The organism is Streptomyces sp. DF42, from assembly GCF_058267695.1.
In genome coordinates, this window is sequence record NZ_CM177859.1 from 3,286,788 (window position 1) to 3,301,561 (window position 14,774).

Annotated in this window: 10 protein-coding genes and 1 pseudogene; 4 read left to right on the forward strand and 7 right to left on the reverse strand. The window is 70.4% G+C overall.

What is annotated here, in order from left to right:
• Nucleotides 1–85: 85 nt before the first annotated feature.
• The 4 genes and pseudogenes from ACYUED_RS14945 to ACYUED_RS14960 all read right to left on the reverse strand — a co-directional run.
• Complete coding sequence (locus tag ACYUED_RS14945; protein WP_491294265.1) at nucleotides 86–1,270, reverse strand: glycosyltransferase; 1,185 nt, start codon at nucleotides 1,268–1,270, stop codon at nucleotides 86–88.
• 319 nt (nucleotides 1,271–1,589) lie between these two features.
• Nucleotides 1,590–3,356, reverse strand: coding sequence for a TIGR03767 family metallophosphoesterase (locus tag ACYUED_RS14950; protein ID WP_491292772.1), 1,767 nt, complete (start codon nucleotides 3,354–3,356; stop codon nucleotides 1,590–1,592).
• 329 nt (nucleotides 3,357–3,685) lie between these two features.
• The gene (locus ACYUED_RS14955; RefSeq protein WP_491292773.1) at nucleotides 3,686–4,147 is read right to left on the reverse strand and encodes an NUDIX hydrolase; all 462 of its coding nucleotides are present in this window, start codon (nucleotides 4,145–4,147) and stop codon (nucleotides 3,686–3,688) included.
• 81 nt (nucleotides 4,148–4,228) lie between these two features.
• Nucleotides 4,229–4,333 (reverse strand): annotated as a pseudogene (locus ACYUED_RS14960) (VOC family protein); the annotation flags it as partial.
• Nucleotides 4,334–4,488: 155 nt separating this feature from the next.
• On the opposite strand from ACYUED_RS14960, the gene ACYUED_RS14965 reads away from it, so the two are divergent.
• Nucleotides 4,489–5,031 carry a CGNR zinc finger domain-containing protein gene (locus tag ACYUED_RS14965; RefSeq protein ID WP_491292774.1) on the forward strand — a complete coding sequence of 181 codons (543 nt, stop codon included), beginning with the start codon at nucleotides 4,489–4,491 and terminating at the stop codon, nucleotides 5,029–5,031.
• A gap of 174 nt (nucleotides 5,032–5,205) precedes the next feature.
• On the forward strand, nucleotides 5,206–8,532 hold the full coding sequence (locus ACYUED_RS14970; protein ID WP_491292775.1) for a S8 family serine peptidase: 3,327 nt from the start codon (nucleotides 5,206–5,208) through the stop codon (nucleotides 8,530–8,532).
• Nucleotides 8,533–8,622: 90 nt separating this feature from the next.
• Here ACYUED_RS14970 and ACYUED_RS14975 read toward each other — a convergent pair whose 3' ends face one another.
• Both ACYUED_RS14975 and ACYUED_RS14980 read right to left on the reverse strand, forming a co-directional pair.
• Nucleotides 8,623–9,348, reverse strand: a complete 726-nt coding sequence (locus ACYUED_RS14975; RefSeq protein ID WP_491292776.1) for a hypothetical protein — start codon at nucleotides 9,346–9,348, stop codon at nucleotides 8,623–8,625.
• Between the two features lies 1 nt (nucleotide 9,349).
• Nucleotides 9,350–9,877 carry a sigma-70 family RNA polymerase sigma factor gene (locus ACYUED_RS14980; RefSeq protein WP_491292777.1) on the reverse strand — a complete coding sequence of 176 codons (528 nt, stop codon included), beginning with the start codon at nucleotides 9,875–9,877 and terminating at the stop codon, nucleotides 9,350–9,352.
• Between the two features lie 325 nt (nucleotides 9,878–10,202).
• Here ACYUED_RS14980 and ACYUED_RS14985 point away from each other — a divergent pair, with 325 nt between their 5' ends.
• A complete protein-coding gene (locus ACYUED_RS14985; protein WP_491292778.1) occupies nucleotides 10,203–11,219 on the forward strand; it encodes an aspartate-semialdehyde dehydrogenase in 1,017 nt (338 codons plus the stop codon).
• Nucleotides 11,220–11,442: 223 nt separating this feature from the next.
• Here the strand turns inward: ACYUED_RS14985 and ACYUED_RS14990 are convergent, their stop codons facing one another.
• A complete protein-coding gene (locus tag ACYUED_RS14990; RefSeq protein ID WP_491292779.1) occupies nucleotides 11,443–11,913 on the reverse strand; it encodes a DUF1203 domain-containing protein in 471 nt (156 codons plus the stop codon).
• Between the two features lie 249 nt (nucleotides 11,914–12,162).
• On the opposite strand from ACYUED_RS14990, the gene pepN reads away from it, so the two are divergent.
• On the forward strand, nucleotides 12,163–14,733 hold the full coding sequence (pepN, locus tag ACYUED_RS14995) for an aminopeptidase N (protein WP_491292780.1): 2,571 nt from the start codon (nucleotides 12,163–12,165) through the stop codon (nucleotides 14,731–14,733).
• The last annotated feature ends 41 nt before the right edge of the window (nucleotides 14,734–14,774 follow it).

Consider the following 14,774-nt stretch of genomic DNA (forward strand, 5'->3'; position numbering starts at 1 on the left):
GGTATCAGGAGGGGAGAGGAGGGGCCGCCCGGGCCTGCACCGGCGGCCCCTCCTCGTGCGCCCCGCGTACAGCCGGGGGCTCCCGTCAGAGGGGATCGGGCAGCGCCGGGGGCATCGTCGCCCGTGTGTGGACGCGGTCGATGAGGGTGGCGTACGCGGCGATCATGCGGGTGCGGCTGAACCGTTCGCGGCTGCTCGCGAGGGCCGGTGCGAGGTCGGTGCGGGCGGCGACGGCCTCGGTCCACGCCGACGCGATCACCTCCGGATCCGGCGGCGTGACGAAGCCGTGGCCCGCCACGATCGCCGCGCTGTCACCGACGTCGGTGGCGACCGGTACGGCACCGCACATCATGCCCTCCACCAGACACAGCGGCGCCGCCTCGCCCCAGGCGGAGGTCAGCGCCACCACGTCGGACGCGGCGTAGACGTACTCCATGTCGTGCCGTACGCCCAGCGCGTGGAGCCGGTCCGTGAGCGGCCGCCGTGCACCGAACGCGCCCTCGATCTCCGCGACCAGCCCCGGATTGGCCGCCGTCATGCCCGCACCGCACATCAGCACACGCCCGGTGGGCTCCCGCTCCAGCCACACCCGCGCCGCCCGCAGGAACAGCGGGACGTTCTTCATCGCGTCGTAGCGGGCCGCGAAGACGATCACCGGCGCCGCGACCGGGATGCCGAGGGCGGTCCGCAGGGCCAGCCGCCGGGCCGGGTCGGGACGGAAGCGGAACAGGTCCACCCCGTTCGGGACGACGTGCAGCAGGTCGGCCGGGATGCCGGCGGCCTCGTACGCGGCCCGGGTCGACTCCGCACAGCACACGCACGCCACCACCGTGCCGTCGGCGATCGCGGCCTTCAGCTCGTCGAGGGCCGGGCCCTGGTTCTCCGGATCGGAGCGGTGCAGACAGACCACGACCGGGCGGCGCGGCAGTCCCGCCTGGTTGAGCAGGCGCAGCGGCTGCTCCTTGAGGGACAGGATGACGTCCGCGTCGGCCGTCGCCCGCGCGGTATCGGCCAGCTCGGGGCCGGTGAATCCGGCCTGATCACCACTTGTGGGAAACACCCGGCCCAGGGAGGAGACGCCCACTCCGGCCGCGGTCAGCGACCGGTGGCATGCGTCGTCCTCCATGCGCTGCCGAGTGGCCTCCCGGTGTACCTCGGCATGGATGCTCAGCACACGATGGTGCTGGCCACCCTCCTGCAGACCCAGGACGACATCGCTATGGAGAATCCGGGCCCCGCCGGAGAAGAAGCCCTCGTAGACCGAGAGCACGTGCAGTCCGCGCCTCGTGCGCATACGACCACCCGCCTTGCACAGATCGAGCCATCCCCGTGAATGCCGGGTTAGCCGATATGAGGCGGCATGGACGTTTCGTGCGGATGAACGCGGCGTCTCGTGTCCGAGTCCGCTGGATTACCGCACGGTCAGTCGCCGCAGAACTCCGCACCGAGCACGGCGTCGGTGTCCCCGGCCCAGACGCCGCTGGAGTCGAACGCCACCGAACGCCGGCCGTCCGCCGTGGCGACCCCTTCGTTGTTCGAGCCGTGAATGCCGCCGTGGTGGCCCCGGACACGGACGCTGCCCTTGTCCCTCAGGCCTTCTTCAGCACCAGCTCCGTGTTGCGGTCGTTCGCGTCGCCGCCGAGCGAGGTGCCGGCGCCCGGGGCGTTGTACGACAGCTCGCGGTAGAGGGCCGCGAGGCCCGTCTGGGTGAGGTCGGAGAAGTCCGTGCGGTGCGGGGCCGAGGACTCGACGAGCGTCGTGAACAGGGAGATCGTGCCGTCCTTGTTGTCCGTCAGCTCGATGACCCGGGCGAGCTGGGGGTAGTCCACGTGGGACGCGGTGGAGATCTCCCAGAAGGAGCGGCCGCCGGAGGCCGCGTGCGGGGTGATGTCGTTTCGGTGGATGTGGCCGTTCACCCAGGCGAGGACGTTGCGGTGGGCGCCGAGGGTCGCGAGGACCTCCTGGCCGTTGTGCCGCCGCTCGTTCGGGCGGGCCGGGTCCACGTGGTTCGTGTTCGTCATGGTCTTGCTGGTGTGGTGGCTGAAGACGACGACGTACGAGTCCTTGTTGTCCCGCAGCTGCTTGTCCAGCCACTTCAACTGGGCCGTACCGATGGAGCCTTCGTAGTGGCCGCCCGGGTCGGTGGTGTCGAGGCTGATGCCGACGACGTCGTCGGCGATCCGGAAGGTGTAGTACTGGGTGCCCGCCGCGAGGTTGGCACTGGAGTAGCCGTGCCCGACCGGACCCACACCGCGGTACGCCGGGTCGAGGTGCGCCTTGAGGTACTCGGCCGGGGTGTACGGGGCGCGCTTCTCGTCCGCGGTGACCGAGCGCATGTCCCGGCTGTGCGCCTTCAGCATGTCCCGGAAGGCGGTGCCCTTGGGGTCGTTGCCGTTCTTGATGTGGTTCTGGAGCTTCGTCGCCTCGGACGCCGACAGGGACATCAGCTTCCTGCCGCCGACCGCGTACTCGGCGAGCCAGGAGTCGCCGTGGCCGTAGCAGCCGAGCGGCATGGCGTCGTGATTGCCGACCGTGGAGTACCAGGGCAGGTTCAGGCCGGGGCTGCGGACCTCGCGGATCGCGGCGGCGAGGAAGCCCTGCAGATGCGGGAAGCCGAGCTGCTTGTCGCCGTCGCGCACGGTGGAGTCGGGCTGCCAGTACGTCTTGAGGCCGCTGTTCTGGACGCCCTCGTAGTGCCGCGGATCACCGGAGTTGGGGGTGATACGGCCGCCGCTCATGATCTTCAGGAACCACTCGAGCTCGGACTTGGCGTTGTTGTCCGTGTTGTCGCCGGTGGTCATCGCGAAGTGCAGCGGGGACCCGGTGACGGGGGCGCCGCGCAGCGCGTTGATCCGCTCGACCAGCGAGACCGCGCCCTGCACGGTGAGCGCCTCGTGCGGACGCCAGGCGTGCTTGTCGGTGGAGCGCAGGTACTCCAGGCGCATCGGGTGCTGGGAGTCGATCAGGTGCAGGTCGGTGAGCTGCACGAACGCGGCGAGCGCGGTACGGCGGCCGGCGCGGCCCGTCCTGGGGGCGGCCAGCTCGCTGCGCACGACCCGGCTCCAGCCCGGACCGTTACCGAGGCGGCGGTAGCCGGAGCCGGTGCGCGGGGCGGCGACGGTGGCGAGGGTGGTGCCCCTGGTGTACGGGGCGAGGGGGGCGGCCGGGGCCTGGCGGGACTGGGCCACGACCCGGGTGCCCTCGGTGGTGGCGGTTGTGGTGGTGGCGGCCTGGCTGTCGGTGGGCCGCAGGGCGTAGCCGACGCCTGCGGAGACGGCCGCCGCGCCGGTGGCGGCGAGGACGGTACGGCGGTTGATCGCCGGGATGGTGGCGGCGACAGAGCGTATGCGCGACATGGCGCGATCTCCCCGAGTACAACGCATCGGCAGTGGTCGCGGGTCGTTTCGCTGTCGCGAACAACCCGCTCGCTCTGGATGCTTGGCATCGGGGATGACCTGTGCGTGAACGAGACGGCAACGCGTGACGCCGATCACCGTACGTCGATCTTGGGCCACCCTGCGCGTTCACGCCCGCTCGTCGGACCGCCCGGGAGTGGTCACTCAGTGTTCATTTTTCGGGGTAGGGGAGGGATTCCGCGGAGTTCGGCGAGGGCGGGCGCCGGGCCGTCCGTCTTCGCCGGGCAGAAGGAGTTCACGTTCACCGCCACACCTGTGCCGCCGCTGCCTCACTCGCGGACGGCCGGTGTCACATGTCCCGACGCCGGCCGCTCCCGCCACAGAGCCAGTCCCGCGTCGACCAGCCTCACCCGGTTGAGGTCCGCCACCTCCTCCAGGGGATGCCAGGCCGCCATGTCCGTCGACCCGCCGACCTCGGGGCGCAGTTCGCCCCCGGTGATGCGGGCCTCGTAGATCAGCCGCAGGCCCTGGTGGTCGACCGTGCGGCCGAAGCGGCGGGGGAAGCGCAGCCGGTTCGTGTCGACGCCCAGCAGGCCCGTCACCTCGATGTCGTAGCCGGTCTCCTCGTCGACCTCCCGCCGGACGGTGTCGTAGGGGTCTTCCCCGTGTTCCATTCCGCCGCCCGGCAGGGTCCACTCGGGGACCCCGTCGCCGTCGATCCAGCGGGCCAGGAGGAGTTGGTCGTCACGGACACACATGGCGTAGGCCGCCACCCTCAGTTTCCTGCGCACATACGGACGTTAGACCGCCGGAGAGGGATTGGCAGGCGAGTATCAGGACGCCGACCGGCACAGCGGGATCGCGGACGGGGTCTCGACGACTTCCGTGACACCGAGGCGCACCACATCCCGGTGGAAGGCCGGCGATCGGTCGAGGTCGGTGACGTTCAGGCCGACGTGGCCCGTGTGCAGGGTCATCGCTCTCCCTCTCGGCCGTCACCATCGAGCCTCTCGGCCGTAACCGTCGAATTGTAACCGCCACGAAGCATGTTAGAGGTTAGAATCGGAAGGAGTCAACCGGTCACGTAAGCTTCACCGGTTAGCCGAAGGTGGTTGCCGAAAGGAGTCGCCCCATGTCCGCCGCCCCAGATCCGCGCCCCCTCACCGGTGAGCCCCTCGCGCTCGACCTGCTCAACACGCGATGGAACAAGGAGGGGGTCGTGCACGATCTGCTCACCGACGTGGACGGGCTCGCGGTGTGGCTCGCCGCCAACGGGCTCGACGGGCGGTTCGACGCCGACGCGACGACCCTGCGCCATGCGCTTCAGGCCCGTGACGCCCTGAAGAAGGCCGTGGACGGATCGCTCACGGAAGGCGCCGGCGCCGTCGACGCCGTTCTCGCGCACGGGCGGATCCGGGCCACGCTCACCACCGGCGGCCCCGGCGAGCTGCCCGAGTTCGGCGACCCGTCCTGGGGTCCCGCCTGGCTCGCCGCCCGCAGCTATCTGGAGCTGCTCTCGACCGCCTCCGACCGCATCCGCGGCTGCGCCCACGACGCGTGCATCCTGCATTTCCTCGACACGTCGAGGAACGGCACACGCCGCTGGTGCTCCATGGCCGCCTGCGGCAACAGGGCGAAGGCCTCCCGGCATTACGCACGCACAAGGGAATCCTGAACCGCCGCCCCACTCCATACCATTTGATGTCATTGGGGACTCATCCCCCTAAAGGGCATCGGGGGTTTTCCCCATACGTCGATAGCGTTTCGGTCAACACTTCCCAAACAACTGTCCCTTGGGTAAAGCTGTGCGCTCGTCCGGCACTGGACTCTTCACCTAAAAGGGATGCCGATGACCCTCACTCCTCAGCGCGATCCCATATCGGGCGCGAGACGCGTGGCCCGCATGGCCGTGGCCGCCGGCCTTGTCACCGCGCTCTCCGCGGCGGGGCCGATACCCATGGCGTTCTCCGCCGACGCTCCGGCCCCGGGCTCCACCGCCCCCTCGGACGGCAGCATCAAGTCCGCCCACGACAAGCTCGGTTCGGACGACGCGGACCTCCTCGCCGAGGCCCAGGCCGACGGCGACAAGAACGTCACGATGATGATCGCCACCGCGCCCGGGCAGACCGAGCAGGTCGCCGAGAAGCTGGACGCGGTCAAGGGCGCCTCCGTGGGCCGGACTTACGACAAGCTCGGCTACGTCCGCGCCACCGTCCCGACCGGCAGGGCCCAGTCGGCCATCGCGGCCGCCGCGAAGCTCTCCTCCGTGCACGGCATCGACCTGCGCGAGGAGATACCGCTGGACGACCCGAGCGTGAGCGCCGGCTCCGCCAAGTCCTCGTCGGCGAAGGCCACTTACCCGGCCCCCGGCAAGAAGACCCCCGCCAGGAACCCGTACAACCCGTCCTTCGAGACGGGCGCCGTCGACTTCGTGAAGAAGAACCCGAAGGCGGACGGCCGCGGCGTCACCATCGGCATCCTCGACTCGGGCGTGGACCTCGGCCACCCCGCCCTGCAGAAGACCACCACCGGTGAGCGGAAGATCGTCGACTGGGTGACGGCGACCGACCCGATCGTCGACAGCGACGCCACCTGGCGGCCGATGGTCACCGCGGTCTCCGGCCCCACCTTCACCTACGGCGGCCGGACCTGGACGGCGCCCGCCGGGTCGTACCAGGTCAGCACCTTCAGCGAGGCCGCCACCGCGGGCGGCGACGCGAAGGGCGACGCCAACCGGGACGGCGACACGACGGACAAGTGGGGTGTCCTCTACGACGCCGCCGCCGGCACCGTCCGCGTCGACCTGAACAACAACTACGACTTCTCCGACGACGCACCGATGAAGCCGTACAAGGACGGTTACCAGGTCGGCTACTTCGGGACGGACAACCCGTCCACCGACGTCGTGGAGCGCCAGCCGTTCGTCGTGCAGATCCGCAAGGACGTGCCGATGGACCCGTTCGGCGGCGACTGGGTCGGCAAGAAGGCCGACTTCGTCAACATCGGCGTCATCGAGTCCGAGCACGGCACGCATGTCGCCGGCATCACCTCCGCCCACGGCCTGTTCGGCGGGAGGATGAACGGCGAGGCCCCGGGCGCGAAGATCGTCTCGTCCCGTGCCTGCACCTGGAGCGGCGGCTGCACCAACGTCGCGCTCACCGAGGGCATGATCGACCTCGTCGTCAACCGCGGCGTCGACATCGTGAACATGTCGATCGGCGGGCTCCCGGCCCTCAACGACGGCAACAACGCCCGCGCCGAGCTGTACACGCGGCTCATCGACACCTACGGCGTCCAGCTGGTGATATCGGCCGGCAACTCCGGGCCGGGCGCCAACACCATCGGCGACCCCGGCCTCGCCGACAAGGTCATCTCGGTTGGCGCGACCATCTCCCAGCGGACATGGGCGTCCAACTACGGCTCCGCCGTGGAGAAGAAGTACCAGATGATGCCCTTCTCCTCGCGCGGTCCGCGTGAGGACGGCGGCTTCACGCCCACCCTGTCCGCGCCGGGCGCCTCGATCAACACCACCCAGACCTGGCTGCCGGGCTCCCCGGTCGCCGACTCGGGTTACTCGCTGCCGGCCGGCTACTCGATGCTGCAGGGCACGTCGATGGCGTCCCCGCAGGCCGCGGGCGCCTCCGCGCTGCTGCTGAGTGCCGCCAAGCAGAAGCACATCGCGCTGACGCCCGCCGCCCTGCGCACGGCGCTGACCTCAACCGCCGACCACATCAAGGGTGTTCAGGCGTACGAGGAGGGCGCGGGCCTCATCGACATCGTCGACGCCTGGGACTCGATCCGCGACGCCGCCAAGGCCCACGACGCCGTACCCGACAACTACGTCGTCAAGGCGCCGGTCGACACCGCGATCGACTACGCCCTGAAGACGCCGGGCTTCGGCACGGGTCTGTACGACCGCGAGGGCGGCCTCAAGGCCGGTGACAAGAAGACGTACGACGTCACCGTCACCCGCACCTCCGGCTCGGACAAGGCGATCCGGCACGAGCTGCACTTCGCGAACAACGCCGGTGACACCTTCAGGATCGTCGGCTCCGACACCGTGAAGCTGCCGCTGAACCAGCCGGTGACCGTCAAGGTGCGGGCGAACCCGCGGTCCGCGGGCATCAAGAGCGCGATCCTGGAGGTCGACGACCCGAGGACGGAGGGGATCGACAAGCAGATCCTCACCACCGTCGTGGTCTCGGCGCCGGTGAAGTTCACCTACTCCGCGTCGAACACCGTGCAGCGCAACAGCACCCAGTCCTACTTCGTGACCGTGCCCGAGGGCGCCACGTCGCTGGAGGCCGCGATCAGCGGGCTGAAGGACAAGAGCCAGACCCGCTTCATCTCGATCCACCCCTACGGCGTCCCGGTCGAGGACACCGGCACCCCGTACTGCTACAGCAACTACCCGAACACCAACGGCTGCAAGCCCGACGTGCGTTCGTACGCTGACCCGCAGGCCGGCGTGTGGGAAATCGAGGTCGAGTCGCGCCGTACGTCGCCGCTGCTCGACAACCCGTACAAGCTGGACCTCGCCGTCTACGGCGCGGCCTTCGACCCGGCGACGGTGACCGTGCCCGAGGCGAAGGTGGGCACCCCGGCCGCCGTCTCCTGGAAGGTGACCAACAGGTTCGCCGCCCTCGACGGCAAGCTCGCCGGCGGCCCGCTCGGCTCGGCGAAGTCGGACCGCCCCTCCATCAAGCAGGGCGAGACCCGGACCACCACGGTCGAGGTGCCCACGGGCGCCAAGTCGCTGGACGTCGCCATCGGCAAGGTCTCGGACGCAGCCGCCGACCTCGACCTGACGGTGAAGAACGCGGCCGGCACCGTCGTCGGCCAGTCTGCCGACGGCGACTCCGAGGAGGCGGTCTCCGTCGCCTCGCCCGCCGCAGGTACCTACACCATCGAGGTCGCCGGCTACTCGATCCCGGCCGGCTCCACGGACTACGACTACCAGGACGTCTTCTTCTCCCCGTCCCTGGGCACGGTCACCGTCGACGACTCGACCCCCGTCAAGCTCGGCACGGGCGACTCGGCGACCGTCTCCGGCAGCGTCACCGCCGCGGCGGCCGCGCCGGAGGGCCGCGAGTTCTTCGGCCAGGTCCAGCTGGTGAACGCACGCGGCACGGTCGCGGGCAGCGGCAGCGTGAAGATCGAGAAGGTCACGCCGTAGTCGGTCAGTGATACGGCGGTGGGGGCGGGCGTCCGTATGGGCGCCCGCCCCCTCTCGTCCCTCACTCGCAGGAGGTACCGGCCTCGTCCCTCACTCGCACGAGATACCGGCCGACTCGGGCAGCGCCCGGGTGAGCCCGGCGCGCTCGCGGGCGATGGAACTCTCGCCGACGAGCACGTAGTCCGGGGTGACGGCGTGCTGCGGGACGGCCACGAGGATGTGGTCGCCCTTGTGCAGGGCCTTCTGGAGAGCGCCCTCGTCGATCACGAGGCTGAGCTCCTTCTTGGGTTTCTCCGGCTTGTACGAGCGGGTCACGTGCAGGGTGACCCGGTCCTGCTCGGCGGCTCCGGGCAGCGGCTCGACGTCCGTCACCTCGCCCTCGGCGACGAGACGGGCGCAGGCGAGGTAGCCGGGGCTGCCGAAGGCGGAGCCGGCCTTGGAGCCCGCGGCCTGGTCGGCACTCGCGCTGGAGCCCGAGTCGGAGGCCCCGCCCCCGACCTGCCCCAGCAGCCACACCATGCCCGACAGCGCGCCCGCGACGGCGGCGACCGCGACGGTGCCGAGAGCGAACCTGCGCACCGGACGCCAGCTCCGCGGCGCCCGTACGGGAACGGGTTCCTCCTGCGGCCGCGCGTCCTCGGCCAGCGCGCCGCCGATGATCCCGAGCTGCTCCCGCAGCAGTGCCACGTCGGCGCTCGCCCTGCGGTGTTCGGCCATGAAGGCCGCGTCGGCACGGGCCTCGTCCGGCAACTCCTCGCCGGTGATCGCGGCCATCAGCGCGTCGACACCGTCGTACCTGTCGTGTTCGGCGGTCATGTCACACCACCTCGTCCTCGTGCAGGCGGGCGCGCAAGGCTCGTACCGCCGTGTGCAGCCGGCTCTTGACGGTGCCTTCCGGGACGCCGAGCTCCTCGGCGATCGAGCGGACCGGCAGATCGGCGAAGAAACGCAGGACGAGGACCTGACGCTGGGGGTCGGGCAGCTCGTCGAGGCCCTGGGCGACGGCGAGGGACAGCACGCTGGTGTCCTCCCCCGAGGGGTGCTCCAGCTGCCTCAGGGAGGCCAGGCGCTCGCCGATCCGCTCCTGGCGCTTCTTGGCCCGGTGCCAGTCCATGGCCAGGTTGGAGGCGACGACGGCCGCCCACGCGGAGACGTCGCGCGGGGCCTCGTACCCCTTCGCCGCGCGCTCCAGCAGCCGCAGGCGGACCTGCTGCACCCCGTCCGGCAGGTCCGTCTGCGGCACTCCGCCCAGCGCGAGCACCGCCCGCACCCGGCGTTCCTGAGCCGCGTCCAGAGGATCCCCCTGATCGTCCCTCTGGACCCGGCGGGCCTTTCCGCGCAGCACAAGCCACCCCCCTCACCGCGTTTCCTCTACGACGTCACAGCGCACGGAAACGTTCGGCCGGGTCTGCGGGAATTTCACCGAGGCGTACGTCACACCGTCGCGCGACGCAGCACAGCTTGCGGCAGGAGGCCCACACAGAGCTAATTTCTGCAGCTCAGCGGGGTGCGAGCGTGAGTTCCGCAACCGTACCGGCGGTCCGGGTGTCCCGGTTGCCGGGCATGGCGTCCAAAGAATTGGACAGGCGGACCCCGGTCGGCCGCATGATGGAAAAGCCGCAGACACGCAAGAAGCCGCAGACAGGCACGTACACGTAGAGGGAGTCGCCGTGAGGGTCGGAATCGTCGGAGCCACCGGGCAGGTCGGCACGGTCATGCGCAGGATCCTCAAGGAGCGTGCCTTCCCGGCCACCGAGCTGCGCCTGTTCGCCTCGGCCCGCTCGGCGGGGACGGTCCTGGACGGCGTGACGGTGGAGGACGCGGCGACCGCCGACTACAGCGGCCTCGACATCGTGCTGTTCTCCGCGGGCGGCGCGACCTCGAAGGCGCTGGCCGAGAAGGTCGCCGCGCAGGGCCCCGTCGTGATCGACAACTCCTCCGCCTGGCGCCGGGACCCGGACGTACCCCTCGTGGTCTCCGAGGTGAACCCGCACGCGGTCGCCGACCGGCCCAAGGGCATCATCGCCAACCCGAACTGCACGACGATGGCCGCGATGCCCGTCCTGCGCCCGCTGCACGCGGAGGCGGGTCTTCAGGCGCTGGTCGTCGCCACCTACCAGGCGGTGTCCGGCTCGGGCCTCGCGGGCGTGGCGGAGCTGCACGGCCAGGCGCAGAAGGTGATCGCCGACGCGGACAAGCTGACGCACGACGGCGGTGCGGTCGACTTCCCGGAGCCCGGCGTCTACAAGCGCCCCATCGCCTTCAACGTGCTCCCCCTCGCCGGTTCGATCGTCGACGACGGTCGAGACGAGACGGACGAGGAGCAGAAGCTCCGCAACGAGTCCCGCAAGATCCTGGAGATCCCCGAGCTGAAGGTCTCCGGCACCTGCGTCCGCGTCCCGGTGTTCTCCGGCCACTCCCTCCAGATCAACGCCCGCTTCGCGCGCCCGATCTCCCCGGAGCGCGCGACGGAGCTGCTAGCCGGCGCCCCGGGCGTCGCGCTCTCCGACATCCCGACCCCTCTCCAGGCCGCCGGCCAGGACCCGTCCTTCGTCGGCCGCATCCGCCGCGACGAGACCGTGGACAACGGCCTGGCCCTGTTCGTCTCCAACGACAACCTCCGCAAGGGCGCCGCACTGAACGCGGTGCAGATCGCGGAGCTGGTGGCGGCTGAGCTGAAGGGATAGTGCCCCGGCGGGCAACATCTGCCCTTTGAGGAGCGGCGTCCGGTGCGTGCTCTGGGGATCCCCCCGGCCGATGGCTGGGGTAATGCCGGGTGCGGGCCCTCGTACTGGACGTACTCGGTCTGTGCCCGGTGCGGCGAGTGGGGGCAGGGCACCTCCCCCGCACGTGAGGCAGTGGGGGCGTGTGCCGGGCGTCGCGACGGGGCGAACGTTGCCCAGCGGCGCACTAGCCCCTCCTGACCTCGTAGAGGAAGCAGCCGTACTCGACGGCCCGGACGTGGACGAGTGCCACGGACGGGTCGTCGAACGCGTTCCGGAAGGCCCTGTCGTCGGGGGCCGCGACCAGCTCTCCGCCCAGGATGTGCCCGTCGGCCGAGTAGCGGCGGACCGTGCGGTGGGCGTTGGCGAACGGGTAGCCGTCGCCCTCCGGACCGGGGCACTCGTCCGCGTGGACGAAGACGGGGCCCTGCTCGTCGTAGGCACCGGGCTCGGCGCCCGTCCCGGCCGCCCAGCGGCGCAGGGGCGCGTAGGAGACGAGGGCGATCACCTCGCCCGGCTCGCTGCGGCGCAGACAGCAGCGCAGCGGGGCGCCGCCTTCGTCGTCGGTGACGGGGGTCATCGGGCGGCCCGCGTCGTCGGCGGTGCGGAGCTCCTTGAGGACGGACGATTCGATGGGTCGTGCGGTGTAGGTCGTCATGCCGTCCAGACTGCCGCGGGCCGGGCTGGATGACCGGCGGGATACGGACAGGGCGTTTCCCGCGCCGGCCGGCATCGGTTCGGCCCGTCAGGCGTTCGAGGACGGGGCCCCTTCAGGGCCGAAACGGGGGTCTGGGGGCGCAGCCCCCGGAGACGCCGACCGGGGCGACCCATCGGGAAAACCCTCGTCGCCCTCCCCCCGGTCACGTGGAAGGATGGCGCAACCCACACATAACGAGGAGATGACCGCGTGCCTGGCACAAACCTGACTCGCGAAGAGGCGCAGCAGCGGGCGACGCTGCTCACCGTTGACTCGTACGAGATCGATCTCGACCTCTCCGGCGCGCAGGAGGGCGGCACCTACCGGTCCGTGACCACGGTGCGTTTCGACGTGGCCGAAAACGGTGCCGCGTCCTTCATCGACCTGGTGGCCCCCACCGTTCACGAGGTGACGCTCAACGGCGACGCACTCGACCCCGCCGAGGTCTTCAAGGACTCGCGCATCGCCCTCCCGGGACTGCTCGACGGCCGCAACATCGTGCGGGTCGTCGCCGACTGCGCCTACACCAACACCGGTGAGGGCCTGCACCGCTTCGTCGACCCCGTCGACCAACAGGCTTATCTCTACACCCAGTTCGAGGTCCCGGACGCCCGCCGCGTGTTCGCGTCCTTCGAGCAGCCCGACCTGAAGGCGACCTTCCAGTTCACGGTGAAGGCACCCACCGGCTGGACCGTCATCTCCAACTCGCCGACGCCCGAACCCAAGGACGACACCTGGGCCTTCGAGCCGACGCCGCGGATCTCGTCGTACATCACGGCACTCATCGTCGGCCCGTACCACTCGGTCCACAGTGTGTACGAGAAGGACGGGCAGTCCGTCCCGCTCGGCATCTACTGCCGGCCCTCGCTCGCCGAGTTCCTCGACTCCGACGCGATCTTCGAGGTCACGCGGCAGGGCTTCGAGTGGTTCCAGGAGAAGTTCGACTACGCGTACCCGTTCAAGAAGTACGACCAGCTGTTCGTGCCGGAGTTCAACGCGGGCGCGATGGAGAACGCGGGCGCGGTGACCATCCGCGACCAGTACGTCTTCCGCTCCAAGGTCACCGACGCGTCGTACGAGCTGCGCGCCGAGACGATCCTGCACGAGCTGGCCCACATGTGGTTCGGCGACCTGGTCACCATGGAGTGGTGGAACGACCTGTGGCTGAACGAGTCGTTCGCCACCTACACCTCCATCGCCTGCCAGGCGTACTACCCGGGGTCCCGCTGGCCGCACTCCTGGACCACCTTCGCCAACTCCATGAAGACGTGGGCCTACCGGCAGGACCAGCTGCCCTCGACCCACCCGATCATGGCCGAGATCAACGACCTCGACGACGTGCTCGTCAACTTCGACGGCATCACCTACGCCAAGGGCGCGAGCGTCCTGAAGCAGCTCGTGGCGTACGTCGGCATGGACGAGTTCTTCGCGGGCGTGCAGGCGTACTTCAAGCGCCACGCCTTCGGCAACACGCGCCTGTCCGACCTGCTGGGCGCGCTGGAGGAGACCTCCGGCCGTGACCTGGGGACCTGGTCCCAGAAGTGGCTGCAGACCGCCGGCATCAACATCCTGCGCCCGGAGATCGAGACGGACGCCGAGGGTGCCATCACCTCCTTCGCGATCCGTCAGGAGGCCCCCGCCCTGCCCGCCGGCGCCAAGGGCGCGCCCACTCTGCGCCCGCACCGCATCGCCGTCGGCCTGTACGAACTCGACGCCGAGACGGGCAGGTTGGTGCGCGACGAGCGTGTCGAGCTGGACGTGGACGGCGAGCTGACGGCCGTACCGCAGCTGGTCGGCAAGCGCCGTCCGGCCGTGGTGCTGCTCAACGACGACGACCTGTCGTACGCCAAGGTCCGCCTGGACGAGGAGTCCCTCGCGTTCGTCACCGAGCACCTCGGGGACTTCGAGTCGTCGCTCCCCCGCGCCCTGTGCTGGGCCTCTGCCTGGGACATGACGAGGGACGCGGAGCTGGCGACCCGTGACTACCTCGCCCTGGTCCTGTCGGGCATCGGCAAGGAGTCCGACATCGGTGTCGTGCAGTCGCTGCACCGCCAGGTGAAGCTGGCCATCGACCTGTACGCCGACCCGGCGACCCGCGAGGCCCTGCTGAACCGCTGGACCGACGCCACGCTCGCCCACCTGCGCGCGTCCGCACCGGGCAGCGACCACCAGCTGGCCTGGGCGCGGGCGTTCGCGGCGACGGCCCGGACACCGGAGCAGCTGGACCTGCTGGATTCCCTGCTCGAAGGTGGGCAGACGATCGAGGGCTTGGCCGTCGACACCGAGCTGCGCTGGGCGTTCGTGCAGCGGCTCGCGGCGGTCGGCCGCTACGACGAGACGGAGATCGCCGGCGAGTACGAGCGGGACAGGACGGCCGCCGGTGAGCGCCATGCCGCCAGCGCCCGTGCCGCCCGGCCGACGGAAGAGGCCAAGGCGGAGGTGTGGGCGCAGGTCGTCGAGTCCGACAAGCTGCCGAACGCCGTCCAGGAGGCCGTCATCGGCGGTTTCGTCCAGACCGACCAGCGTGAGCTGCTCGCCCCGTACGCCGAGAAGTACTTCGAGGTGGTCAAGGGCGTCTGGGACTCCCGCTCGCACGAGATCGCCCAGCAGATCGCGATCGGCCTCTACCCGGCCGTCCAGGTCTCGCAGGAGACGCTGGACCGGACGGACGCCTGGCTGGCCTCCGCCGAGCCCGGCGCGGCGCTGCGCCGCCTGGTCTCCGAGTCCCGCTCGGGCGTGGAGCGCGCGCTGAAGGCACAGGCGGCGGACGCGCGGGCGTAGTCGTCGATACGAGTACGAGGGCGCCCGGTGTCGGGCGCCCT

Excerpts from the sequence above, each read along its gene's own strand:
- ACYUED_RS14950 (WP_491292772.1), bottom strand. The coding sequence starts at position 3,356 with ATGTCGCGCATACGCTCTGTCGCCGCCACCATCCCGGCGATCAACCGC.
- ACYUED_RS14965 (WP_491292774.1), top strand. The coding sequence starts at position 4,489 with ATGTCCGCCGCCCCAGATCCGCGCCCCCTCACCGGTGAGCCCCTCGCG.
- ACYUED_RS14970 (WP_491292775.1), top strand. The coding sequence starts at position 5,206 with ATGACCCTCACTCCTCAGCGCGATCCCATATCGGGCGCGAGACGCGTG.
- ACYUED_RS14975 (WP_491292776.1), bottom strand. The coding sequence starts at position 9,348 with ATGACCGCCGAACACGACAGGTACGACGGTGTCGACGCGCTGATGGCC.
- ACYUED_RS14990 (WP_491292779.1), bottom strand. The coding sequence starts at position 11,913 with ATGACGACCTACACCGCACGACCCATCGAATCGTCCGTCCTCAAGGAG.